10 protein-coding genes, 8 tRNA genes, 6 rRNA genes and 3 pseudogenes are annotated in these 24,735 nt (G+C 50.4%); 25 read left to right on the top strand and 2 right to left on the bottom strand.

What is annotated here, in order from left to right; translation table 11 throughout:
- Nucleotides 1-58: 58 nt before the first annotated feature.
- Nucleotides 59-283, bottom strand: a complete 225-nt coding sequence (locus LJ046_RS01675) for a hypothetical protein (protein ID WP_002879625.1) — start codon at nucleotides 281-283, stop codon at nucleotides 59-61.
- Between the two features lie 160 nt (nucleotides 284-443).
- On the opposite strand from LJ046_RS01675, the gene LJ046_RS01670 reads away from it, so the two are divergent.
- From LJ046_RS01670 to ribH, 16 genes and pseudogenes are all read left to right on the top strand, one after another.
- On the top strand, nucleotides 444-833 hold the full coding sequence (locus LJ046_RS01670; RefSeq protein WP_002879623.1) for an iron-sulfur cluster biosynthesis family protein: 390 nt from the start codon (nucleotides 444-446) through the stop codon (nucleotides 831-833).
- A 134-nt stretch (nucleotides 834-967) separates the two neighbouring features.
- Nucleotides 968-2,968: an ABC transporter ATP-binding protein/permease gene (locus LJ046_RS01665; RefSeq protein ID WP_002879621.1), complete on the top strand. Its 2,001-nt coding sequence runs from the start codon at nucleotides 968-970 to the stop codon at nucleotides 2,966-2,968.
- A 3-nt stretch (nucleotides 2,969-2,971) separates the two neighbouring features.
- Entirely contained in the window at nucleotides 2,972-3,598 is a 627-nt protein-coding gene (locus LJ046_RS01660; RefSeq protein WP_002879620.1) for a TetR/AcrR family transcriptional regulator, read from the top strand.
- 502 nt (nucleotides 3,599-4,100) lie between these two features.
- Nucleotides 4,101-5,664 (top strand): 16S ribosomal RNA (locus tag LJ046_RS01655).
- Nucleotides 5,665-5,777: 113 nt separating this feature from the next.
- Nucleotides 5,778-5,851, top strand: a tRNA-Ile gene (locus LJ046_RS01650).
- Between the two features lie 69 nt (nucleotides 5,852-5,920).
- A tRNA-Ala gene (locus LJ046_RS01645) sits at nucleotides 5,921-5,993 on the top strand.
- A 128-nt stretch (nucleotides 5,994-6,121) separates the two neighbouring features.
- Nucleotides 6,122-9,029, top strand: a 23S ribosomal RNA gene (locus LJ046_RS01640).
- A gap of 69 nt (nucleotides 9,030-9,098) precedes the next feature.
- Nucleotides 9,099-9,215: ribosomal RNA gene (gene rrf / locus LJ046_RS01635) — 5S ribosomal RNA — on the top strand.
- Together the 16S, 23S and 5S rRNA genes with 8 tRNA genes alongside form the textbook arrangement of a ribosomal RNA operon.
- A 7-nt stretch (nucleotides 9,216-9,222) precedes the next feature.
- Nucleotides 9,223-9,295: transfer RNA gene (locus tag LJ046_RS01630), tRNA-Asn, on the top strand.
- 3 nt (nucleotides 9,296-9,298) lie between these two features.
- Nucleotides 9,299-9,372, top strand: a tRNA-Pro gene (locus tag LJ046_RS01625).
- 19 nt (nucleotides 9,373-9,391) lie between these two features.
- A tRNA-Gly gene (locus LJ046_RS01620) sits at nucleotides 9,392-9,463 on the top strand.
- Nucleotides 9,464-9,498: 35 nt separating this feature from the next.
- A tRNA-Arg gene (locus tag LJ046_RS01615) sits at nucleotides 9,499-9,572 on the top strand.
- Nucleotides 9,573-9,574: 2 nt separating this feature from the next.
- Nucleotides 9,575-9,647 (top strand) — tRNA-Val (locus tag LJ046_RS01610).
- Nucleotides 9,648-9,650: 3 nt separating this feature from the next.
- A tRNA-Asp gene (locus LJ046_RS01605) sits at nucleotides 9,651-9,724 on the top strand.
- A 123-nt stretch (nucleotides 9,725-9,847) separates the two neighbouring features.
- Complete coding sequence (locus LJ046_RS01600; RefSeq protein ID WP_035176353.1) at nucleotides 9,848-10,990, top strand: bifunctional 3,4-dihydroxy-2-butanone-4-phosphate synthase/GTP cyclohydrolase II; 1,143 nt, start codon at nucleotides 9,848-9,850, stop codon at nucleotides 10,988-10,990.
- 14 nt (nucleotides 10,991-11,004) lie between these two features.
- Nucleotides 11,005-11,469 (top strand): annotated as a pseudogene (ribH, locus tag LJ046_RS01595) (6,7-dimethyl-8-ribityllumazine synthase).
- 385 nt (nucleotides 11,470-11,854) lie between these two features.
- On the opposite strand, the pseudogene LJ046_RS01590 reads toward ribH, so the two are convergent.
- A pseudogene (locus LJ046_RS01590) lies at nucleotides 11,855-12,654 on the bottom strand (LysR family transcriptional regulator).
- A 66-nt stretch (nucleotides 12,655-12,720) separates the two neighbouring features.
- Between LJ046_RS01590 and LJ046_RS01585 the strand changes: the two are divergent.
- The 9 genes and pseudogenes from LJ046_RS01585 to LJ046_RS01545 form a co-directional block, all read left to right on the top strand.
- Nucleotides 12,721-12,915: pseudogene (locus LJ046_RS01585) on the top strand (anion permease); the annotation flags it as partial.
- Between the two features lie 511 nt (nucleotides 12,916-13,426).
- A 16S ribosomal RNA gene (locus LJ046_RS01580) occupies nucleotides 13,427-14,990 on the top strand.
- Nucleotides 14,991-15,207: 217 nt separating this feature from the next.
- Nucleotides 15,208-18,115 (top strand): 23S ribosomal RNA (locus LJ046_RS01575).
- Nucleotides 18,116-18,185: 70 nt separating this feature from the next.
- Nucleotides 18,186-18,302: ribosomal RNA gene (rrf, locus tag LJ046_RS01570) — 5S ribosomal RNA — on the top strand.
- A gap of 247 nt (nucleotides 18,303-18,549) precedes the next feature.
- On the top strand, nucleotides 18,550-20,256 hold the full coding sequence (locus tag LJ046_RS01565; RefSeq protein WP_002876634.1) for an RNA-guided endonuclease TnpB family protein: 1,707 nt from the start codon (nucleotides 18,550-18,552) through the stop codon (nucleotides 20,254-20,256).
- Nucleotides 20,257-20,798: 542 nt separating this feature from the next.
- Nucleotides 20,799-22,109: a PTS sugar transporter subunit IIC gene (locus tag LJ046_RS01560; protein WP_002876631.1), complete on the top strand. Its 1,311-nt coding sequence runs from the start codon at nucleotides 20,799-20,801 to the stop codon at nucleotides 22,107-22,109.
- Entirely contained in the window at nucleotides 22,102-22,977 is an 876-nt protein-coding gene (locus tag LJ046_RS01555) for an alpha/beta hydrolase (RefSeq protein WP_002876630.1), read from the top strand. Before LJ046_RS01560 ends, LJ046_RS01555 begins: the two co-directional genes overlap by 8 nt.
- Nucleotides 22,978-23,041: 64 nt before the next feature.
- A complete protein-coding gene (locus LJ046_RS01550) occupies nucleotides 23,042-23,851 on the top strand; it encodes a Cof-type HAD-IIB family hydrolase (RefSeq protein WP_002876627.1) in 810 nt (269 codons plus the stop codon).
- A 1-nt stretch (nucleotide 23,852) separates the two neighbouring features.
- Entirely contained in the window at nucleotides 23,853-24,602 is a 750-nt protein-coding gene (locus LJ046_RS01545) for a gamma-glutamyl-gamma-aminobutyrate hydrolase family protein (protein WP_002876625.1), read from the top strand.
- Nucleotides 24,603-24,735 lie beyond the last annotated feature (133 nt).

Raw genomic sequence — 24,735 nt, 5'->3', positions numbered from 1 at the left:
TGGCACGCACTGTGTGAGCCTGATTCCAATGTTGGCGGAATTGGGCTTTTTTGTTTGCCTATTCAAGCCAGTCGTAGCTGCTGAAGAACTGTTCCAGCTGGTAGTCGCTGCCGTCTTCGCTGTCCGTGAGTAGCTGGGCGATCCGCTTTTTGCCCAGTTTTTTGACCAGCAGCTGTTTGACGGCCTGGTTGATGATGGCGTCCCTGTCTGTCCCGCTTTGGTCTTGGTAGGCCTGAAGCAGGATGGCCAGGCCGTCGTCCAGGTTGAATTTGACTTTAGTCATGTGGTCCACCTCCTCACTCTTTTTAGGGAAATTATAACATTCTTAAGCATTTTTCCGCCCTTAGAGGGAAGAAAATTGACCTGGATCAATTTTTGCTGAGAAAAAACGTGCTACACTCAAACTATCAAAAAATAAGTAAGTCCGATGAGGAGGTAACAATATGGTTGAAATGACTTTTAGTCCGGAAGCTGGAGAATTTTTGAAAAAGAAGCAGGGAAACAAGGCAGTCTTGCTCCTGGCTTTAAATGACGGGTCCAACAAGTACTCACTGCAAGGCGGGTCTTGTACGATCGGGGCTAACTTCCAGTTCGTCGCCCTGGACCAGCCAGACGCGGACTATCAAATCAAGATCGACAACAATTTAGGTCTGGACTTGTACACGGGCGAGGCGGAAATGGGCTTCTTGGATGACAACTTGAGCGTTGGCGAACAGTACGGGATGCTGTCCTTGAGCGACGGCAGCGGCTTGATTGACAGCGCGGTCGGCGTCAACGTTTACGAGCCAAGCAAACTTACCGCTGAACAGATTCAAAACGGCGCCAGCTGCTAAGAACGTGAAAAAAACATGACTTCGGAATTTTCCGGGGTCATGTTTTTGTTTTGCTTGACAGAAACTGGGAGAGGGATTAATATGACAACATGTTATATGACAAGTTGTCATATTTTTGCATAGGAGATGGATAGATGACAGTTCTTGAATTGAAAGACGTCAAAAAGTACTACAAGATGCCGGGCGGGGGCCAGTACGAGGCCTTGCGCGGGGTCAATGCGAAATTTGCCGCCGGGGAAATGGTCGCCATCGTCGGGGAATCTGGGTCAGGCAAGTCGACCTTGATGAACACGATCGGGGGCCTGGACTCTGACTTTGAAGGAGCCATTTTATACGAAGGGAAGAACCTGCGTGATTTTTCCCAAAAGGAAATGGTTAACTACCATAAGAAATCAATCGGTTTTATTTTTCAAAACTTCAACTTGATCCCCCACCTGGACTTGATCGACAACGTGTCAATCGCCATGACCCTGTCCAACGCGGATGAAAAAACGCGGCGCGGCCGGGCGGAAGAGCTCTTGACCCAGGTGGGCCTAAAGGACCACATGCACAAGAAGCCCGATCAGTTGTCCGGCGGGCAGAAGCAGCGGGTGGCCATTGCCCGGGCTTTGGCCAATGACCCGGACGTGATCATCGCCGATGAACCAACCGGGGCCCTGGACGCGGACACGACTGACGTGATTTTGAACATGATCAGAGACATCGCGGCTTCAGGCAAGCTGGTCCTGATGGTTACCCACTCAGACAAGGTGGCCAGCCACTGCAGCCGGGTTCTGCGGATCGACCAGGGGCAGATCGTCAGCGACCAGGAACAAAAGCCCTTGGACCACCACCTGGAGCAGAGAACTGAAGTTAAGATCCAGCAGATGAGCCTCTTTAAGGCGATCTCTTTGGCTTTTAAGAATATGAAGGCCAAGTTTGGCCGCAACGCCCTGGTTTCAACCGGGATGGGGATCGGGATCATGTCCGTAATCCTCATGCTCAGCCTGGGCAAGGGGGTTACCTCTTATGTCAGCGGGCAGATGAGCACCTACTCCAACCCCCTGGTCGCGGAAATCCAGAAGACTTCCAGCCAGAAGATGCGCCAGCAGGGGATGCAGGCCCAGCAAACCGGGGACAAGGCAGCCCTGGCCAAGCAGCAGCAAAACAATATGGCCTCTTTGTCCGGGACCAGTAGCGCTTCGGCTTTTAGCAAGCAGGACTTAAAGAAGCTGGAGAAGATCGCCCATGTCAAAAAGCTGCAGAAGGGCTACAGCGCGATTTCCCTGGGGACCAACCAGCTGAAATACGGCAAGAAGACGGCCAGCATGATCTACCTTAAGACGGTCAATGATGGGATCGCCAAGTCAGAGGTCAAGAAGGGCCACTTGCCTAAGGCTGGCAAGGACGAGGTCATGATCGACAGCGGCAGCGCCGACAACTTGGGCAAGAAGATCTTAGGCAAGAAGGTCAAGGCAAGTTTGCAGATTGGGACCAAGACTATCACCAAAACGGTCAAGGTAGTCGGGATCTATGAAGCTTCCGGTTCCGGCCAGGTCAGCACCCTGCTTTTGCCCTACAGCGACTTGGCAAAAATCTTCAAAGACAACGGCTTGAGCTTGAAGGCAAACGTGGTCTACTTGACGGCAACGAACAAGCAGTACACTTCTTCTATCAAGCAGGCAGCCAAGGACAAGGGCTTTGCCGGCTCAATGCAGGAGCAGATGGCGGAAATGTTTGACAGCATCTTGAGCGTTTTGACTTACGTTCTGACGGCTATCGCGGCAGTTTCCCTTTTGGTTTCAGCTATCATGATCCTGGTTGTCTTGAATATCTCGGTAGTCGAAAGAACCCAGGAAATCGGGGTCATGAAGGCTCTGGGTGCCCGGCGCAAGGACATCCGGCGGATCTTCTCCAGCGAAGCCTTTTTGCTGGGCCTGGCTTCCGGGATTGTCGGGATTGCTTTGACCTGGCTTTTGGCCCAGGGGATCAACAGCTTCACCCAGTCAGCCTTTAAGGCGGCCGTGGTCAGCTTTACCCCGCAATACGCCTTGACTGGCTTGCTCATCAGCATTGTCATCAGCATGATCGCCGGGATCCTGCCAGCCAACCACGCTTCCAAGCTGGATCCAGTTGAAGCTTTGCGGAAGGAGTAAAAAATGCCCAGCCAGACTTTTTTCAACCTGCCTAAGGAAAAGCAGGACCGGATTATGGCAGCGGCCCGGGAGGAATTTTTTACCCACAGCTTCGATGAAGCATCCATCAACCGCTTGATCAAGGCGGCAGGGATCCCCCGGGGGAGCTTTTACCAGTATTTTGCGGATAAGGAAGACGTCTACTTTTACCTGGGTGACCAGATTAGCCAGCGGATGATCGAAGGCGCCCGGAAAGAATTAGCTGCTTGCGGCTATGATCCTTTTGCCCTGGCTAGGAAGGTCCTGCCCCAGTGGCTGGATGAAATCTTCTATGGGGAAAACGCGGCCTTCTTCTACCGGAAGATTGACATGCTGCATTCCCAGCAAGTGCCCCGGCCCAAGCAGGCAGAAGACCCGCTGTCCTGCCTGTCGGCTCAGGAAATTGCCGGTTTGACAGCTAAGGTTGCTTTGCAGGACCGGACTGACTTGAAATTTCTCCTGCACAGCCTGCTCTTGGCCTTCATCAGCTGCCTTAGTAAAGGAGCAGAAGACTATGAAGCCGGCCGGCCCGTCGATACGGCCAAGCTGGCCCAAGTCCTGGACCGCCGCTTGAGCTACCTGGAAAATGGCTTTAAGAAGAAAGCAGATTGAAATAAGAGCAATAACTAAGAAACCGTGGATTTGATCCGCGGTTTTTCTTTTTTACCGGGAAATAACATTTTTTTGAAAAAGTCTTCCGGTAAAAATGACCTAAAAGCGAACTAAAAGACTGCTTCTCCCAGATTAAGCCAGATAAAATTAAACAAAAGGCAAAAGAAAGAAAAAATAAAAATGACAACTAAGCCGTGTGTTCACATAATAAACCGAATAAAATGACCAATTTGACGAAAGGACAAAAAGAAGGTAAAGTATTATTTGTCTTGAAACGAGCCAAGTGCTTGAAGCAAGGCAAAAATAAATATCAAAAAACTTGTTGACAAGAATCAAACAAGCGAGTAAGATATAAAATGTTGCGTCGCTAAGACGCAAGTTGGTACTTTGAAAACTGAACAAAGTTTCGCAGTGTGCGGGTCAAACAATGTTTGATCCAAACAAATAAGCGAAGTCAATTCGCAAGCAAATAATCTGGAGCAGGTTAAAAAAGCTCAATTTTCAAATTGAGAGTTTGATCCTGGCTCAGGACGAACGCTGGCGGCGTGCCTAATACATGCAAGTCGAGCGAGCTGAATTCAAAGATCCCTTCGGGGTGATTTGTTGGACGCTAGCGGCGGATGGGTGAGTAACACGTGGGCAATCTGCCCTAAAGACTGGGATACCACTTGGAAACAGGTGCTAATACCGGATAACAACATGAATCGCATGATTCAAGTTTGAAAGGCGGCGCAAGCTGTCACTTTAGGATGAGCCCGCGGCGCATTAGCTAGTTGGTGGGGTAAAGGCCTACCAAGGCAATGATGCGTAGCCGAGTTGAGAGACTGATCGGCCACATTGGGACTGAGACACGGCCCAAACTCCTACGGGAGGCAGCAGTAGGGAATCTTCCACAATGGACGAAAGTCTGATGGAGCAACGCCGCGTGAGTGAAGAAGGTCTTCGGATCGTAAAGCTCTGTTGTTGGTGAAGAAGGATAGAGGCAGTAACTGGTCTTTATTTGACGGTAATCAACCAGAAAGTCACGGCTAACTACGTGCCAGCAGCCGCGGTAATACGTAGGTGGCAAGCGTTGTCCGGATTTATTGGGCGTAAAGCGAGCGCAGGCGGAATGATAAGTCTGATGTGAAAGCCCACGGCTCAACCGTGGAACTGCATCGGAAACTGTCATTCTTGAGTGCAGAAGAGGAGAGTGGAACTCCATGTGTAGCGGTGGAATGCGTAGATATATGGAAGAACACCAGTGGCGAAGGCGGCTCTCTGGTCTGCAACTGACGCTGAGGCTCGAAAGCATGGGTAGCGAACAGGATTAGATACCCTGGTAGTCCATGCCGTAAACGATGAGCGCTAGGTGTTGGGGACTTTCCGGTCCTCAGTGCCGCAGCAAACGCATTAAGCGCTCCGCCTGGGGAGTACGACCGCAAGGTTGAAACTCAAAGGAATTGACGGGGGCCCGCACAAGCGGTGGAGCATGTGGTTTAATTCGAAGCAACGCGAAGAACCTTACCAGGTCTTGACATCCTGCGCTACACCTAGAGATAGATGGTTCCCTTCGGGGACGCAGAGACAGGTGGTGCATGGCTGTCGTCAGCTCGTGTCGTGAGATGTTGGGTTAAGTCCCGCAACGAGCGCAACCCTTGTCTTTAGTTGCCATCATTAAGTTGGGCACTCTAAAGAGACTGCCGGTGACAAACCGGAGGAAGGTGGGGATGACGTCAAGTCATCATGCCCCTTATGACCTGGGCTACACACGTGCTACAATGGGCAGTACAACGAGAAGCAAACCCGCGAGGGTAAGCGGATCTCTTAAAGCTGTTCTCAGTTCGGACTGCAGGCTGCAACTCGCCTGCACGAAGCTGGAATCGCTAGTAATCGCGGATCAGCACGCCGCGGTGAATACGTTCCCGGGCCTTGTACACACCGCCCGTCACACCATGGAAGTCTGCAATGCCCAAAGTCGGTGGGATAACCTTTATAGGAGTCAGCCGCCTAAGGCAGGGCAGATGACTGGGGTGAAGTCGTAACAAGGTAGCCGTAGGAGAACCTGCGGCTGGATCACCTCCTTTCTAAGGAAAACGGATGGATGGAGAGCAGAAATGCTAATAGAAGTCCACCAGTTACGGAAGCACACTGCAAAAGAAACTTTGTTCAGTTTTGAGAGTACCAACAATAAGAACTTGGGCTTGTAGCTCAGCTGGTTAGAGCGCACGCTTGATAAGCGTGAGGTCGATGGTTCAAGTCCATCCAGGCCCATTGAAATGCAAAGAAATCTCTTTACATTTCGGGCAAGATGGAGTAACATCTTAAAAGTTGATATTTTACGGGGGCATAGCTCAGCTGGGAGAGCACCTGCTTTGCAAGCAGGAGGTCATCGGTTCGATCCCGTTTGCCTCCATTGGCCGGAAGGCCAAGTTTGTACGTTGAAAACTGAATATCTTAATTCCAAGAAAAAAACCGAGAATCATTGAGATCAATGAAAACATTGCAAAGCGACCGAGAGAGTTCGAAAGAACAAACTTGCAAGGTCAAGTGAAGAAGGGCGCACGGTGAATGCCTTGGCACTGGAAGCCGATGAAGGACGCGACTAACCGCGAAAGTCTTCGGGGAGCCGTAAGTAGGCTTTGATCCGGAGGTCTCCGAATGGGGGAACCCAGCATGTGCAGACATGCTATCCTTAAGTGAATACATAGCTTAAGGAAGGAACACGCAGCGAACTGAAACATCTAAGTAGCTGCAGGAAGAGAAAGAAATATCGATTTCCCAAGTAGCGGCGAGCGAACAGGAAAGAGCCCAAACCGGCAGATTTATCTGCCGGGGTTGTAGGACTGAGACATGGTACTTCAGAGGATAGCAGAAGCGTTTGGGAAAACGCGCCAGAGAGGGTGAAAGCCCCGTAAGCGAAATCCAAAGAAGGCCTATCAGTATCCTGAGTAGGGCGGGACACGTGAAATCCCGCTTGAATCCGCGAGGACCATCTCGCAAGGCTAAATACTAACCAGTGACCGATAGTGAACCAGTACCGTGAGGGAAAGGTGAAAAGAACCCCGGGAGGGGAGTGAAAGAGAACCTGAAACCGTGTGCCTACAAGTAGTCAGAGCCCGTTAACGGGTGATGGCGTGCCTTTTGTAGAATGAACCGGCGAGTTGCGTTAGTCAGCAAGGTTAAGTCAGAAAAGACGGAGCCGCAGCGAAAGCGAGTCTGAAGAGGGCGAGCAGTTGGCTGACGCAGACCCGAAACCAAGTGACCTACCCATGACCAGGTTGAAGGCGCGGTAAAACGCGCTGGAGGACCGAACCCACGTAAGTTGAAAATTGCGGGGATGAGTTGTGGGTAGCGGTGAAATTCCAAACGAACTTGGAGATAGCTGGTTCTCTCCGAAATAGCTTTAGGGCTAGCCTCGCAAAGAGGATGCTGGAGGTAGAGCTCTGTTTGGACTAGGGGCCCGTCAAGGGTTACTGAATTCAGATAAACTACGAATTCCAGACATTTATGTGCGGGAGTCAGACTGCGAGTGATAAGATCCGTAGTCGAAAGGGAAACAGCCCAGATCACCAGTTAAGGTCCCAAAATTCATGCTAAGTGGAAAAGGATGTGGAGTTGCGCAGACAACTAGGACGTTGGCTCAGAAGCAGCCATCATTCAAAGAGTGCGTAATAGCTCACTAGTCGAGTGACGCCGCGCCGAAAATTTACCGGGGCTAAGCATGATACCGAAACTGTGGATGTGCGTTTATGCACGTGGTAGGAGAGCGTTCTAGCGGCGGTGAAGCATGACCGAGAGGACATGTGGAGCTTCTAGAAGTGAGAATGCCGGTATGAGTAACGAAAGACAGGTGAGAATCCTGTCCGCCGCAAGACTAAGGTTTCCTGGGGCAGGCTCGTCCGCCCAGGGTAAGTCGGGACCTAAGGCGAGGCCGAGAGGCGTAGTCGATGGACAACAGGTTGAAATTCCTGTACTGCACCGAATCGTTATGAGCGATGGAGGGACGCAGGAGGCTAGCAGCGCGTGGTGCTGGATACCACGTTCAAGCGTCAAGTCTGAGAGCGAGTCAAATGCTTGCTTTCATAAGGACAAGGCGTGATGAGGAGCGAAATTAAAGTAGCGAAGGCTGCGACGTCACACTGCCGAGAAAAGCTTCTAGCCAGAAACGGTGCACCCGTACCGCAAACCGACACAGGTAGTCGAGGAGAGTATCCTCAGGTGAGCGAGAGAACTCTCGTTAAGGAACTCGGCAAAATGGCCCCGTAACTTCGGGAGAAGGGGCGCTGGTCGCAAGATCAGCCGCAGTGAAAAGGCCCAAGCAACTGTTTATCAAAAACACAGGCATCTGCAAAATCGTAAGATGAAGTATAGGTGCTGACACCTGCCCGGTGCTGGAAGGTTAAGAGGAGAGCTTAGCGCAAGCGAAGGTTTGAATTGAAGCCCCAGTAAACGGCGGCCGTAACTATAACGGTCCTAAGGTAGCGAAATTCCTTGTCGGGTAAGTTCCGACCTGCACGAAAGGTGTAATGATTTGGGCACTGTCTCAACGAGAGACTCGGTGAAATTATAATACCCGTGAAGATGCGGGTTACCCGCGACAGGACGGAAAGACCCCATGGAGCTTTACTGCAGTTTAATATTGGGTATCTGTCAAGCATGTACAGGATAGGTAGGAGCCGGAGAAGATAGGACGCCAGTCTTATCGGAGGCGCTGGTGGGATACTACCCTTGCTTGACGGATGCTCTAACTCAGGCCTGTGATCCAGGCCGAGGACAGTGTTTGACGGGCAGTTTGACTGGGGCGGTCGCCTCCTAAAGTGTAACGGAGGCGCCCAAAGGTTCCCTCAGAATGGTTGGAAATCATTCGCAGAGTGTAAAGGCAAAAGGGAGCTTGACTGCGAGAGAGACAACTCGAGCAGGTACGAAAGTAGGGCTTAGTGATCTGGTGGTACCGCATGGAAGGGCCATCACTCAACGGATAAAAGCTACCCTGGGGATAACAGGCTTATCTCCCCCAAGAGTTCACATCGACGGGGAGGTTTGGCACCTCGATGTCGGCTCGTCGCATCCTGGGGCTGAAGTCGGTCCCAAGGGTTGGGCTGTTCGCCCATTAAAGCGGCACGCGAGCTGGGTTCAGAACGTCGTGAGACAGTTCGGTCCCTATCCGTCGTGGGCGCAGGAAATTTGAGAGGAGCTGTCCTTAGTACGAGAGGACCGGGATGGACGCACCGCTGGTGTACCAGTTGTCTTGCCAAAGGCATCGCTGGGTAGCTATGTGCGGACGGGATAAGCGCTGAAAGCATCTAAGTGCGAAGCCCCCCTCAAGATGAGATTTCCCATTTCTTCAAGAAAGTAAGACACCTCAGAGACGATGAGGTAGATAGGCCGGGAGTGGAAGAGCCGTGAGGCTTGGAGCGGACCGGTACTAATCAGTCGAGGACTTGACCAAAAGAGCAAAGCAATGAGGTTTTGACTTGGAAGAGATATTCAGTTTTGAGCGTGCAAGCTCAAGCAAGAGTGCGGTGGCAATGGCAAGAAGGATACACCTGTTCCCATGCCGAACACAGTAGTTAAGCTTCTTAACGCCGAAAGTAGTTGGTGGGAAACTGCCTGCGAGGATAGGAAGCTGCCGCGCTCAACATTCCGCCTTAGCTCAGTTGGTAGAGCGCTTGACTGTTAATCAGGATGTCGTCAGTTCGAGTCTGACAGGCGGAGTACCGGGAAGTGGCTCAGTTTGGTAGAGCACCTGGTTTGGGACCAGGGGGTCGCAGGTTCAAATCCTGTCTTCCCGATCTCGCATTAAGCGAACATGCGGAAGTAGTTCAGTGGTAGAACATCACCTTGCCATGGTGGGGGTCGCGGGTTCGAATCCCGTCTTCCGCTTAACGCAGCAGCGTTAGCAAACAGAATATTCCAGCGCACCCATAGCGCAACTGGATAGAGTGTCTGACTACGAATCAGAAGGTTGTAGGTTCAAGTCCTACTGGGTGCATCGGAGGATTAGCTCAGCTGGGAGAGCATCTGCCTTACAAGCAGAGGGTCACAGGTTCGAGCCCTGTATCCTCCATATGGTCCATTGGAGCAGTGGTCTATCTCGCCTCCCTGTCACGGAGGAGATCGCGGGTTCAAATCCCGCATGGACCGTAATTAAAGCAGCGACTTAGGTCGTTGCTTTTTTTCGTTTCTATTGCTTTTTATTCCCATGGAATTGCTGATTGAAAAGAGGAGTAAGATAAAAAAGATCTTCTTCCTGATTGACAGGGCTTTCTGAAACAGGGCGGCCTGGTAATCGTGGCCGACGACGAAGACCGGGAAGCCGAAGGGGACATGATTGGTTTGGGCAGCAAGGTTACTCTGGAAAAAATCAACTTCATGACCAAGCATGCCCGGGGCCTGCTCTGCACCAGTATTGGCCGGGAGATCGCGGAAAGACTGGAACTGCCGCAGATGTGGCAGGACAACACGGACCCGTTTGGGACGGCCTTTACCGTCAGCGTTGACTACAAGACGACGACCACGGGAATCTCAGCTTACGACCGGGCAACTACGATCAAGGCTTTGGCCGACCCGGAAGCCAAGCCAGAAGACTTTTTCAAGCCAGGTCACTGCTTCCCGCTGGTCGCTAAAGACGGGGGCGTTTTGGAAAGAAACGGGCACACGGAAGCCTCAGTTACCTTGGCCAGACTGGCTGGTGAAGCGGAAGTGGCCTACATCTGCGAAATTTTGAAAGAAGACGGGCACATGGCCCGCCGGCCGGAACTGGAAGAAATCGCCAAGGAATACGACCTGCCATACTTCACGATCGCGGAATTGCAGGAGTACTGCCGGAGCTTCGCGAGTAGCCGGTCAGAATTCGTAAAACTGCCAACTGACTACGGCGATTTTGAAATCAAGGATTACGGCAATGGCAACCTGGTGATTAAGAAAGGAGAAATTGCCAAAAATGAGCCGGTAATGCTGCGGATCCACTCCAAGTGCCTGACCGGGGACGTCTTCGGCTCCAAGCGCTGTGACTGCGGCCACCAGCTCCACCAGGCCATGCGGCGGATTGAAGAAAAGGGGTCCGGGCTTATCCTCTACCTTAACCAAGAAGGACGGGGGATTGGCTTGACTAATAAGCTCCGGGCTTATGTCTTGCAGGACCAAGGTCATGATACTTATGACGCCAACCTGCTTCTGGGCTTTGCTCCAGATGAGCGCAAGTACGACGTGGCCGCCAAAATGATCAAGGATTTGGGGATTAAGCAGGTACAGCTTTTGACCAATAACCCGGACAAGATCAAGCAATTGGAAGAGGCCGGGGTGGAAATTACCGACCGCCTGCCTCTGGAAATGACGGCAACGGCTGAGGACCGCAGATATCTGGAAACCAAGCGGGACCGCTTTAAGCACATGTTAGTCAGTTTATAGTGAGGAAGAAAAAGATGGCAGTAATTCAAGGTGATTTTAAGCAAGTCCACGGCAAGGTAGCGATCGTGGTGTCCCGCTTTAACGAGCTGGTGACCAAGAGCCTGGCAACCGGCGCGGCCGAGACTTTGCTTAAGTTTGGGATCAAGTAAGAAGATATTGATACTTACCGGGTACCGGGGGCTTTTGAACTGGGCTTCGCGGCTAAAAAGCTGGTTGATTCCGGCAAATACGACGGGATCATGACTTTGGGGGCGGTGATCAAGGGCGAGACCGACCACTACGCGATGATCATCAGCAATGTAACCAGCGCGGTCATGGAATTGAATTTGGCGGGCAAGGTACCGGTGACTTTTGGCATGCTGACGACGGAGAATATCGACCAGGCCTTGCAAAGATCCGGCTTGAAGGTCGGCAACGAGGGGAGCGCGACCGCCCAGAGCCTGCTGGAAATGATGAGCCTGCAGGAAAAAATCGGTTAATCCCCATAACTTGCAAGCGCTTAACTTTTGTGCTATTATCCTAAGTAGAGAAAGTACTTTCGAATATCGTATCGAACCTTATGGAAAGGGCGTATGCGAATGACAGAAAAGATGGTTGATGAGTGAGCCTCTTGAAAGGGCGTATTTGTCAGTTTGCTGTCGGCAAGATCAAGGCTAAGGCAGCAGTCGCGATTTAGCGGGAAAGCCTTCCGCGCAAGGGTGTTCTGTTTGTGCACAGCGACTGGGCCGATCAAAAATGACGACTTGCCAGGCAGTTTGTAATAAAATTGAATATTATTGTGGCATGAGGGGCTTCGCGTTAGTGTTGAGACGCGGGGCCCTTTTCCTGTTAAAAAAGCTGACCAATTCAGCTTTTTATTTTTGTTTAATTAAGGTCCTGGTTCTTCTTCAAGATCTCCAGATACTGCTTTTGAACCTCATTTGGAATGAAATTCTCGCGGATCCCCAAGCTAGAGTAGCAGTAGCTTCGCTGGCTTGGAACCAAGGGGATGGCTTTGACGCCGGGAACATTTTCCACGGCAATGTCCATCAAGTAGCTGACGCCCATTCCTTGCCGCAAAGAGCCGGTCAAGGGATATTCTTGATAAAAAGCACTTGTGCCGCATGATCAAGGGCGTGTCTTTGATCTGAGCAATGCGGATTTCATCCAGCTGGGCCAGGGGACTGTCTTCAGCAACTACCAAAACATATTGATAGCGCTGCAAGGGGGTAGTCTTGATTCCTGGTAAGGGCTCATCGCCTAATCTGGAGAAGACGATTACGTCAAAGCGTCCCTCCCGCAGATGTTGCTCAAGCAGGTGGGAATCTTCTTCTTTAGTTTCGATATTTGCCAGCATCCGGCTTTGGTTTAAGTGAGTGATCACTGATGCCAGCCAGGCCTTGCCGGCCAGTTCTGAATAGCCTAAGCGGAAGTTATTGGCGTTGGCCCGTTTGACTTCGATCTTAATTGAATTTTCCTCTTTGACTAGTTTCTTGGCCCTTTTATATAAGACCCAGGGGAGCCCGGCTTGATTTTTTAAAGACCAGCTGGACCCCGCATTCTTCTTCCAGCCTTTTGACCATGGCGCTGATGGCTGGCTGGGTGACCTGATTCTTTTGAGCAGTGGCATGATAGCTTTCGCTTTCCACCAAGTCGATAAAATAACGCAGATCTCTGAATTCCATATAAAAATCCTTTCGCTTATCGTAAAACATAGCTCTAACGTGCTGGTTTATTGATAAATCAGATTTATCATGCTGGCTTTCTGCGGGTCGGTCTTCCTGTCGACTTCGACTTACTCAGCTGGACCGGCAGCTATGCTGTCCGGTACAGGCTATGTGTCAAACAAGGACTGGTGGAAGCTGAGCGCGATCATCGGTGTGATTTTCAATGTTATTTGGCTGGGCGGCGGTTTGCTGTGGACCAAGTGCATTGGATATTGGTAAAAAAAATGAAGAGTTTGCTGACACTTGAGTGCCTCACTCTAGTGTTTTTTCTTGTTTAAAGCAAAAAAATAAAAAGTTTCACCTTTTTTCTCCCGGAAAAATTACGATAATCCGAACTATTCTTCGCAAAGAAAAAGATTTTCCCCCGTAAGCGAAAACAAAGGCAAAACTATATCAAGCAGCGCTTGTTACAACTCTGCCGGCTGTACCCATGATAAAGCGAATGAAAAGGTGGATTTGACCTTTCAACAATAACGAGTATACTAGTATTTGTTGTCGCGGCGAAGAAGGAATTCGCCGGAGACACGAAAAAGAAAATATCAAAAACTTGTTGACAAGAAGTCAACAAGCGAGTAAGATATAAAATGTTGCGTCGCTAAGACGCAAGTTGGTACTTTGAAAACTGAACAAAGTTTCGCAGTGTGCGGGTCAAACATTGTTTGATCCAAACAAATAAGCGAAGTCAATTCGCAAGCAAATAATCTGGAGCAGATTAAAAAAGCTCAATTTTAAAATTGAGAGTTTGATCCTGGCTCAGGACGAACGCTGGCGGCGTGCCTAATACATGCAAGTCGAGCGAGCTGAATTCAAAGATCCCTTCGGGGTGATTTGTTGGACGCTAGCGGCGGATGGGTGAGTAACACGTGGGCAATCTGCCCTAAAGACTGGGATACCACTTGGAAACAGGTGCTAATACCGGATAACAACATGAATCGCATGATTCAAGTTTGAAAGGCGGCGCAAGCTGTCACTTTAGGATGAGCCCGCGGCGCATTAGCTAGTTGGTGGGGTAAAGGCCTACCAAGGCAATGATGCGTAGCCGAGTTGAGAGACTGATCGGCCACATTGGGACTGAGACACGGCCCAAACTCCTACGGGAGGCAGCAGTAGGGAATCTTCCACAATGGACGAAAGTCTGATGGAGCAACGCCGCGTGAGTGAAGAAGGTCTTCGGATCGTAAAGCTCTGTTGTTGGTGAAGAAGGATAGAGGCAGTAACTGGTCTTTATTTGACGGTAATCAACCAGAAAGTCACGGCTAACTACGTGCCAGCAGCCGCGGTAATACGTAGGTGGCAAGCGTTGTCCGGATTTATTGGGCGTAAAGCGAGCGCAGGCGGAATGATAAGTCTGATGTGAAAGCCCACGGCTCAACCGTGGAACTGCATCGGAAACTGTCATTCTTGAGTGCAGAAGAGGAGAGTGGAACTCCATGTGTAGCGGTGGAATGCGTAGATATATGGAAGAACACCAGTGGCGAAGGCGGCTCTCTGGTCTGCAACTGACGCTGAGGCTCGAAAGCATGGGTAGCGAACAGGATTAGATACCCTGGTAGTCCATGCCGTAAACGATGAGCGCTAGGTGTTGGGGACTTTCCGGTCCTCAGTGCCGCAGCAAACGCATTAAGCGCTCCGCCTGGGGAGTACGACCGCAAGGTTGAAACTCAAAGGAATTGACGGGGGCCCGCACAAGCGGTGGAGCATGTGGTTTAATTCGAAGCAACGCGAAGAACCTTACCAGGTCTTGACATCCTGCGCTACACCTAGAGATAGATGGTTCCCTTCGGGGACGCAGAGACAGGTGGTGCATGGCTGTCGTCAGCTCGTGTCGTGAGATGTTGGGTTAAGTCCCGCAACGAGCGCAACCCTTGTCTTTAGTTGCCATCATTAAGTTGGGCACTCTAAAGAGACTGCCGGTGACAAACCGGAGGAAGGTGGGGATGACGTCAAGTCATCATGCCCCTTATGACCTGGGCTACACACGTGCTACAATGGGCAGTACAACGAGAAGCAAACCCGCGAGGGTAAGCGGATCTCTTAAAGCTGTTCTCAGTTCGGACTGCAGGCTGCAACTCGCCTGCACGAAGCTGGAATCGCTAGTAATCGCGGATCAGCACGCCGCGGTGAATACGTTCCCGGGCCTTGTACACACCGCCCGTCACACCATGGAAGTCTGCAATGCCCAAAGTCGGTGGGATAACCTTTATAGGAGTCAGCCGCCTAAGGCAGGGCAGATGACTGGGGTGAAGTCGTAACAAGGTAGCCGTAGGAGAACCTGCGGCTGGATCACCTCCTTTCTAAGGAAAACGGATGGATGGAGAGCAGAAATGCTAATAGAAGTCCACCAGTTACGGAAGCACACTGCAAAAGAAACTTTGTTCAGTTTTGAGAGTATCAGCTCTCACTTGTACGTTGAAAACTGAATATCTTAATTCCAAGAAAAAACCGAGAATCATTGAGATCAATGAAAACATTGCAAAGCGACCGAGAGAGTTCGAAAGAACAAACTTGCAAGGTCAAGTGAAGAAGGGCGCACGGTGAATGCCTTGGCACTGGAAGCCGATGAAGGACGCGACTAACCGCGAAAGTCTTCGGGGAGCCGTAAGTAGGCTTTGATCCGGAGGTCTCCGAATGGGGGAACCCAGCATGTGCAGACATGCTATCCTTAAGTGAATACATAGCTTAAGGAGGGAACACGCAGCGAACTGAAACATCTAAGTAGCTGCAGGAAGAGAAAGAAATATCGATTTCCCAAGTAGCGGCGAGCGAACAGGAAAGAGCCCAAACCGGCAGATTTATCTGCCGGGGTTGTAGGACTGAGACATGGTACTTCAGAGGATAGCAGAAGCGTTTGGGAAAACGCGCCAGAGAGGGTGAAAGCCCCGTAAGCGAAATCCAAAGAAGGCCTATCAGTATCCTGAGTAGGGCGGGACACGTGAAATCCCGCTTGAATCCGCGAGGACCATCTCGCAAGGCTAAATACTAACCAGTGACCGATAGTGAACCAGTACCGTGAGGGAAAGGTGAAAAGAACCCCGGGAGGGGAGTGAAAGAGAACCTGAAACCGTGTGCCTACAAGTAGTCAGAGCCCGTTAACGGGTGATGGCGTGCCTTTTGTAGAATGAACCGGCGAGTTGCGTTAGTCAGCAAGGTTAAGTCAGAAAAGACGGAGCCGCAGCGAAAGCGAGTCTGAAGAGGGCGAGCAGTTGGCTGACGCAGACCCGAAACCAAGTGACCTACCCATGACCAGGTTGAAGGCGCGGTAAAACGCGCTGGAGGACCGAACCCACGTAAGTTGAAAATTGCGGGGATGAGTTGTGGGTAGCGGTGAAATTCCAAACGAACTTGGAGATAGCTGGTTCTCTCCGAAATAGCTTTAGGGCTAGCCTCGCAAAGAGGATGCTGGAGGTAGAGCTCTGTTTGGACTAGGGGCCCGTCAAGGGTTACTGAATTCAGATAAACTACGAATTCCAGACATTTATGTGCGGGAGTCAGACTGCGAGTGATAAGATCCGTAGTCGAAAGGGAAACAGCCCAGATCACCAGTTAAGGTCCCAAAATTCATGCTAAGTGGAAAAGGATGTGGAGTTGCGCAGACAACTAGGACGTTGGCTCAGAAGCAGCCATCATTCAAAGAGTGCGTAATAGCTCACTAGTCGAGTGACGCCGCGCCGAAAATTTACCGGGGCTAAGCATGATACCGAAACTGTGGATGTGCGTTTATGCACGTGGTAGGAGAGCGTTCTAGCGGCGGTGAAGCATGACCGAGAGGACATGTGGAGCTTCTAGAAGTGAGAATGCCGGTATGAGTAACGAAAGACAGGTGAGAATCCTGTCCGCCGCAAGACTAAGGTTTCCTGGGGCAGGCTCGTCCGCCCAGGGTAAGTCGGGACCTAAGGCGAGGCCGAGAGGCGTAGTCGATGGACAACAGGTTGAAATTCCTGTACTGCACCGAATCGTTATGAGCGATGGAGGGACGCAGGAGGCTAGCAGCGCGTGGTGCTGGATACCACGTTCAAGCGTCAAGTCTGAGAGCGAGTCAAATGCTTGCTTTCATAAGGACAAGGCGTGATGAGGAGCGAAATTAAAGTAGCGAAGGCTGCGACGTCACACTGCCGAGAAAAGCTTCTAGCCAGAAACGGTGCACCCGTACCGCAAACCGACACAGGTAGTCGAGGAGAGTATCCTCAGGTGAGCGAGAGAACTCTCGTTAAGGAACTCGGCAAAATGGCCCCGTAACTTCGGGAGAAGGGGCGCTGGTCGCAAGATCAGCCGCAGTGAAAAGGCCCAAGCAACTGTTTATCAAAAACACAGGCATCTGCAAAATCGTAAGATGAAGTATAGGTGCTGACACCTGCCCGGTGCTGGAAGGTTAAGAGGAGAGCTTAGCGCAAGCGAAGGTTTGAATTGAAGCCCCAGTAAACGGCGGCCGTAACTATAACGGTCCTAAGGTAGCGAAATTCCTTGTCGGGTAAGTTCCGACCTGCACGAAAGGTGTAATGATTTGGGCACTGTCTCAACGAGAGACTCGGTGAAATTATAATACCCGTGAAGATGCGGGTTACCCGCGACAGGACGGAAAGACCCCATGGAGCTTTACTGCAGTTTAATATTGGGTATCTGTCAAGCATGTACAGGATAGGTAGGAGCCGGAGAAGATAGGACGCCAGTCTTATCGGAGGCGCTGGTGGGATACTACCCTTGCTTGACGGATGCTCTAACTCAGGCCTGTGATCCAGGCCGAGGACAGTGTTTGACGGGCAGTTTGACTGGGGCGGTCGCCTCCTAAAGTGTAACGGAGGCGCCCAAAGGTTCCCTCAGAATGGTTGGAAATCATTCGCAGAGTGTAAAGGCAAAAGGGAGCTTGACTGCGAGAGAGACAACTCGAGCAGGTACGAAAGTAGGGCTTAGTGATCTGGTGGTACCGCATGGAAGGGCCATCACTCAACGGATAAAAGCTACCCTGGGGATAACAGGCTTATCTCCCCCAAGAGTTCACATCGACGGGGAGGTTTGGCACCTCGATGTCGGCTCGTCGCATCCTGGGGCTGAAGTCGGTCCCAAGGGTTGGGCTGTTCGCCCATTAAAGCGGCACGCGAGCTGGGTTCAGAACGTCGTGAGACAGTTCGGTCCCTATCCGTCGTGGGCGCAGGAAATTTGAGAGGAGCTGTCCTTAGTACGAGAGGACCGGGATGGACGCACCGCTGGTGTACCAGTTGTCTTGCCAAAGGCATCGCTGGGTAGCTATGTGCGGACGGGATAAGCGCTGAAAGCATCTAAGTGCGAAGCCCCCCTCAAGATGAGATTTCCCATTTCTTTAAGAAAGTAAGACACCTCAGAGACGATGAGGTAGATAGGCCGGGAGTGGAAGAGCCGTGAGGCTTGGAGCGGACCGGTACTAATCAGTCGAGGACTTGACCAAAAGAGCAAAGCAATGAGGTTTTGACTTGGAAGAGATATTCAGTTTTGAGCGTGCAAGCTCAAGCAAAGAGTGCGGTGGCAATGGCAAGAAGGATACACCTGTTCCCATGCCGAACACAGAAGTTAAGCTTCTTAACGCCGAAAGTAGTTGGTGGGAAACTGCCTGCGAGGATAGGAAGCTGCCGCGCGAATCAAGAGTCAGACGGAAGTCTGGCTCTTTTTGTTTTATTGTTTTATTCTTTGTTTTCTTTTTTGGGAAATCAGCAGCCGTAAAAATATATAGTCAAAAATAGCAATTAAAGACTACTAATGCTTATTTGTAGTCTTTTCTATTCTAGGTCATGTTCCCAATGTATTTGAACGAGCTTCTGTGATATAATACGGATAGATGCGAACATAAGATCGCAAATCGTAAAAAGAAAGTCGTTTCCAAAAATGACCAGAAAAAAGAGAAGAACTCAAACTAAGACAGTCAGAGCTTATACGGTAAAGTTAAATGGTGACGAACTAAAAGAATTGGATGAGTTGTTTACTGCTTACGGCAAATGCAGAGACTTCCTTTATTCACAGTTGTGCGGCATCAACCACATGACTGATGTTGCTAACTGGTATGGCCCTAGAGATAAAATCCGCAAGCATGACGGTGAAATCAAGAAAGCCCGCAAAGCGGTCAAAGACTGGAAAAAGGCTTATAAGAAGAATAAAGCTCAAGGATTGAAATTTCCTGATTCAAGAGCGGTCAGACTCTCAAAGCAAAAGCTTCTTAGCGAGCAGTTTGGAATTCAAGGCCGGCATGTAACAGAAGCGGTTAAAGACGTGTGCATGAATCTCAATTCCATGTGGTCAAATCTTGGCTTGAAACTGAAAAAGATGGTTCAAGCTAATGATGCATTGTCTAATGCTGAGCGCCAGTATCTCAATTACGTCTTCACTTCTCCGTATTACTGGCAACTCATTCTGCAGAGACGTGAGAATGAAGCACAGCCAAATGAAGAAATGAGCCAGTATCCTGCACTAAGAGCCGCTTTATCCGAGAAGCAGCTTCGGCACTGCTTTGGATATATCAGACGTCTCACCAGAAAACATAAACCCTACCCTCATTCAACGGCAGCACGATGCATGCTCTGTGACGAAATGATGTGGAAAGTTGTTGAAAAAGATGGCTCAAGCTACCTAGAAATCATGACGGCAAAATGCAGAAAGAAAAAGCAGATTAAGCTGACCGGGCCATACTGCTATGCCAATAAGAAGAAACGCGGTGACATCCAGCTCATTCTTGATCGAGACAAGAAACGTCTGGAAGTTCATCGTGCTATTAAGGCTGTTGCCCATAATATCCGCAAGCCACAAAAGCAACTGGGGATGGACAAGGGATTGGCAACACTTATCTCATGCAGTAGTAATCAAGAATATGGGGTAGATTTCAGTCAGCTGGTAGGCGCTGAAGTTGAGCGGATCAATGACCGCAATACAAATCGCAATGAGTACATCCAGTTAGCCAAGGAATTAAGAGAAGAAAAGTCTGCTTTGCAGGAAAAGTTAGCAAAGAATTATTCAGCCAAAACAAAGAAGCGTATCAGACACCGCATTGGAAGTCTTGAGTGCCAAATTTCCCGTCTTGAAAAACACCATCTTGGCAGCAAGCTCTACCATCACCAACATGAAAGAAAGCTATGCAATATGGAGCGGGTGATGAACACAAGTATTAGACAGATGCTTGTAGCAGAAGATCCAGATATTCTTGTCAAGGAAGATCTGACTTTTACGAAAGAGAAATTGCCTAAAGCATCAAACCGCTATGAAGCAAAAGTGAGACGAAAGTTATCGTCATGGACTAAAGGAAGACTGGATAAACGTATCGAGTATTTATGCTGCAGTCTGGGAATTCAAACCATTGACGTTAATCCAGCGTATACGTCTCAGTTCTGTCCAAGATGTGGTGCGCATTTCAGTGAAAGAAAAGGCACACATCATGAAACGGCTGTCTGTCCAAATTGTGGAGAAATGAACGCAAATACAGCAGCAGCGGTAAATATTTTGCAAAGGGCGGATGACAAAGAAATAACGAAATATATGCCGTACAAGAATGTTAAGTTGATTCTTGAAGACCGTTACGCAAACAAACAGTTGGTGATGGCATAGTCTATCAATCAAAGCGTCACAAGCGTGGGTTCGTCCCTGCTTCAAGTCGTGGACTGGGCGCTGCCCTAGAGCTTCGGCACTAGGGAAACTTAGGACATATTCCTGCCCGTTTTGTGAGACTGAGTCTTCGGGCTTTGTTAAGCAAAATATGGCGAACTCTTTGACTGTGCGTATGATAAAAGTATCAGAAGCTAAGGGAAACTTTAGTGGAGGTACATACAACTGAGCGCACAAGGCATTTCCCCGCAAAAAAGCCTAAAAAATCTTCTAGCTTCAGCTAGAGGACAAGAATGTGTTCATTAGTGTTCACTTGAATATTAATGGATATGTTTTTGAATTCGGATTACTAACACTCATCATCGGTTTGGTAATGCTGGTTAACCCTACATTGGCAACTGAGACAGCTACAAGTGTTGAATAAATACATTTCTTGTTACTTTTTAAACCGGACCAGAAATTGGTCCGGTTTTTTGCGGCAAAAGTTTGCTCAAGTACTAAGGAAATTTGTATAATTGATATAGTTTTTGTGGGGGGAAGAGTAAATGGACAAATTAGCCAAGTGGTGCATCTGGCTGCGCCGCCGCTCCTTTTTCAGAGTGGCCCAGCGGACCTTTGCCGTTCTGATGCCGATCGCGACGGTCGGAGCCTTTTTCCAGGTCTTGCAGTACAGCGTCTTTGCGCCGGAAAGTTTTATCTATAATATATTTGATTTTGACAAAATCATGAGTGACCGCTTCTGGGACATCGGGACCAACCTGTCACAATGCGTGGTTGAAGTTATCTTCGGCCTTTTTTGCCTGTTCACGGTTTATTTCTCAGCTTCCTTTACGGCTAAAATCTACCGTAAAGATGCGACGATGGCTGGGATCAGTGCTCTGACCAGTCTCTTGGTCATGATCTATCTCTTTCAGCTGGGCTTGACCGGACGGATTTCTTTGCTTACAGGGGGCTATTTGGGCTTCCAGTACACCTCCTTTGCCCTTTTGCTAGGTTATGGGGTAGGACAGGTTTTCCATTGGTTAGGGGGCGATTATGAGTCTGTCAACTATGAGCACACCAAACTAGTCCAGGACCGGGCGATCAAGGCTCTGAAGCCGACCCTGGTTACTGTAATCGGGGGAATCGCTATCGGCGGGATTCTCTATGTGGTTATCAGCAAGGTCAAGGCCGACTTTAGCCTGACCAGCATCGTGTCACCGGTTGAAAATTCCAACAACCTGCTTTTGACGGTGCCGGCCATGGCCTTGGCTTCATTTTTGAGCTGGCTGGGCCTGGAAGCCCCGATTCTCGATTTGAGCAACATGGCTGGATCAGCCGCCGCGATTGCCAACTTGACCTATGTCTTGCGGCGGGGGGCAGTCTGGAAGGTGCCTTATCCTTACCTGGGCGGGTCCATGATCTCGATTTACGGGGTGATGGGCGGCTGCGGGGCAATTTTAGCTTTAGCCGTGGCCATCTTGATCTGGGGCCGGGGGAAGGAGTCGGAAACAGTGGCTAAGATGAACCTCTGGCCGCTTTTGTTCAGTTCGTCTCGGGGCTTTTTGGTCGGCTTGCCGGTGATTCTCAACCCGATCTATGCCCTTGAGCTGGTCCTGGTGCCAGTCGTGAACATGCTGATCGCGGCTTTGGCGATTTTCCTGCATATCGTGCCGACTCCGGTCTACACGGTCTTGACGGGGACGCCAGGCCCTCTGGTGCCGTTTTTTGCCACTAACGGCAACTGGCCGACCTTGATTTTCACCATCTTCCTCTTCTGCCTGGACGTGGTCATGATGATTCCAGCCGTCAAGCTGGACAACCGGACCAAGATCCTGCTGAAGGACTATGAAATGGAGGATGACCGTCATGTTTAAGAGCCGCAACTGGAAACTGATCGTCGTTGCCTTGACGATCATTATTTTGCTGGCCGTTCCGGGCTATTCCTGGATGAAAAAGACCAACAAGGAGCACGCTGAACGCCAGCGCTCGCAACTGTCACCTCTGATCATGGTTCCCGGCTCCAGTGCTACCGTCAACCGCTTCAATGAACTGGTGGACCTGCTCAACGAGAATACCCCTTATAAGCACAGCCTGCTTAAGGTGGAAATCAGTGAAGACGGGACCTTGACTTATTCTGGTTCAATAAAAAAGGAGGACAATGAGCCCTTTATCGTGATTGGCTTCCAAAATAACCATGACGGTTACAGCAATATCAAGAAGCAGGCCGGCTGGCTGGACGATGCCTTTTACGAAATTGCTAAAACTTACAAGTTTAACAACTTCAAGGCTTTTGGCCACTCAAACGGGGGCCTGATCTGGACCTACTGGCTGGAACACTACTACAGCGACTATTCAGATGAAATCACAATCAAGCGCTTGATGACCTTGGGCTCGCCTTACAACTTCAGTGAAAAGAGCATCAAGTACAAGACGCAAATGATGACAGACTTTATCAAGTACCGCAAGCGCCTGCCGAAAAATATGATCGTCTACTCCCTGTCCGGCGGGAAAAACTACGAATCCGACGGGATAGTGCCGGAAAGCAGCGTGGAAGCCGGCAAGTACATCTTCCAGAACCAGGTCAAGAGCTATACCACGATGACTGTTACCGGGGCAGAAGCCCAGCACTCCAGCCTGCCGCAGAATAAGCAGGTGGTCAGGATTATCCAGGAGTACCTGCTCAAGCAGCAGGTCAAGCCGGGGCCAAACAACAGCCAAAATTCCAAGCACAAGGAAAACTAAGCGTGAAATTAGGCGCTGGTCGCCTTTTGCCGTAAAATAGTTGCAAAGATGAAAGGAAACATCTATGAAAATTAAATTGATCGCGGTGGACTTGGACGGAACCTTGCTGACTTCCAGAAAGAAGGTCAGCCCTAAGACCCTGGCGACTTTAAAAAAGGCCCGGGAAAAAGGAATTCTTGTGGTGCCCCTGTCCGGCCGGCCCCTGCCTGGCGTCTTGAAGGTCTTTGAACCCTTCAAGCTGGATCCGGCAGACAACTTTGCTATTTGCTACAATGGCGGCCTGATCCAGCGGATGGACGGGGAAGTCCTAAGCGCCAGCCCCTTGACTGATGAAAACGTGGAGCACATTCTGGCCTTGAAGCAGACGGGGATTTTTGGCCCTTACTTCATGGACACCAAGGATTTCTATGTAGCCCCAAAGGGCAGTGCCTTCGGTGTCGGCTTTCTGGCCAAGGCCCGGAACATGGGGGTCAAGCGGATGGTGCCCGGCCAGCACTACGAATTCATCAAGGGCGAGTTTGTTTCTTTGCCTAGCAAGATGAAGAAGTTCCGGGCTGGCCTCAGTCCGGCGACTGAGCAGGAATTCGAAATCTCAGCTTCCGGCGGCCAGTGCCTGGAATTCAATACTGCTGGCACCTCCAAAGGCCAGGCCCTAACCACTTTGCTGGACCTTTTGAACATCCAGCCGGAAGAAGCTATGGTTTTTGGCGACAACAACAATGACCTCTCTGACTTCCAGCTGCCTGGGGTCTTCAAGGTGGCCATGGGCAACGCGATCGACGAGATCAAGGCCGCGGCTGACTACGTCACGGCCAGCAACAATCAGGACGGCATCGCTTTGGCGGTGGAGAAGTTTGTAGACATGGGAGAATAAGATGGCAAAAGCAGTTATCGGTATTTCAGCTTCAGAAGTTACGATCCAGTCCGGCCCCTTCATGGGTGAGCCCCGGACCTACGTCAACGCTGCTTACGTGGACTCAGTCCTCAAGAACGGCGGGATTCCTTTGGTAATTCCTTTTACTGCTGGCGGAGAAGAAATGGCCTTTAAGCAGCTGGACTTAGTTGACGGCTTGATCCTGTCTGGCGGCCATGACCTTGACCCCCACTTGTACGGGGAAGAAATTGACCAAAAAAGCGGGGAAACCTGGCCAGACCGGGATACCTTCGACATGGCCCTCTTGAAGCGGGCGGAAGAAACCGGCAAACCGGTCCTGGGCATCTGCCGGGGCGCCCAGATCATCAACGTGGCCCACGGCGGCAGCATGTGGCAGGACCTGTCTTTGCGGCCAGGCAACACTTTAAAGCACATGCAGGCTACCCGGCCTGACGTGGGCACCCACGTGGTCAAGATCAAGAGCGGGACAACCCTGGAAAAGATCATGGGGGAAAGCAGCCTCATGACCAACTCCTTCCACCACCAGCTGATCAAGGAAGTGGCTCCGGACTTGACCGAATCAGCCAGCGCCAGCGACGGGGTGACGGAAGCTTTGGAAAGCACTGACGGCAAGGTGATCGCCGTGCAGTGGCACCCGGAAGAAATGCACGCTAACCCTGCCCCGGAAGCAGCCATCATGAACCGTCTCTTCAAGTACCTGATCGACAAGGCGGAAGAAGAGAAGCAGTAGAAGAAAAGAAGCAAGCAGCGTTTTCGCTGCTTTTTCTTTTGCCTTTTTTCAGGAAGGGACTAACAAAAATCTCATAAAACTGTCATAATATAAAAGGATCTGTCTTTCCAGGCAGAAATGGAATGTTACACGT

Origin of the sequence: Lactobacillus delbrueckii subsp. jakobsenii ZN7a-9 = DSM 26046, assembly GCF_001888925.1 — a bacterium.
GTDB classification, from domain to species: domain Bacteria; phylum Bacillota; class Bacilli; order Lactobacillales; family Lactobacillaceae; genus Lactobacillus; species Lactobacillus delbrueckii.
Note: the sequence above shows the minus strand (reverse complement) of the source record. Positions and strands in the feature narration are given on the sequence as shown.

Excerpts from the sequence above, each read along its gene's own strand:
- LJ046_RS01675 (WP_002879625.1), bottom strand. The coding sequence starts at position 283 with ATGACTAAAGTCAAATTCAACCTGGACGACGGCCTGGCCATCCTGCTT.
- LJ046_RS01670 (WP_002879623.1), top strand. The coding sequence starts at position 444 with ATGGTTGAAATGACTTTTAGTCCGGAAGCTGGAGAATTTTTGAAAAAG.
- LJ046_RS01665 (WP_002879621.1), top strand. The coding sequence starts at position 968 with ATGACAGTTCTTGAATTGAAAGACGTCAAAAAGTACTACAAGATGCCG.
- LJ046_RS01660 (WP_002879620.1), top strand. The coding sequence starts at position 2,972 with ATGCCCAGCCAGACTTTTTTCAACCTGCCTAAGGAAAAGCAGGACCGG.
- LJ046_RS01565 (WP_002876634.1), top strand. The coding sequence starts at position 18,550 with ATGACCAGAAAAAAGAGAAGAACTCAAACTAAGACAGTCAGAGCTTAT.
- LJ046_RS01560 (WP_002876631.1), top strand. The coding sequence starts at position 20,799 with ATGGACAAATTAGCCAAGTGGTGCATCTGGCTGCGCCGCCGCTCCTTT.
- LJ046_RS01555 (WP_002876630.1), top strand. The coding sequence starts at position 22,102 with ATGTTTAAGAGCCGCAACTGGAAACTGATCGTCGTTGCCTTGACGATC.
- LJ046_RS01550 (WP_002876627.1), top strand. The coding sequence starts at position 23,042 with ATGAAAATTAAATTGATCGCGGTGGACTTGGACGGAACCTTGCTGACT.
- LJ046_RS01545 (WP_002876625.1), top strand. The coding sequence starts at position 23,853 with ATGGCAAAAGCAGTTATCGGTATTTCAGCTTCAGAAGTTACGATCCAG.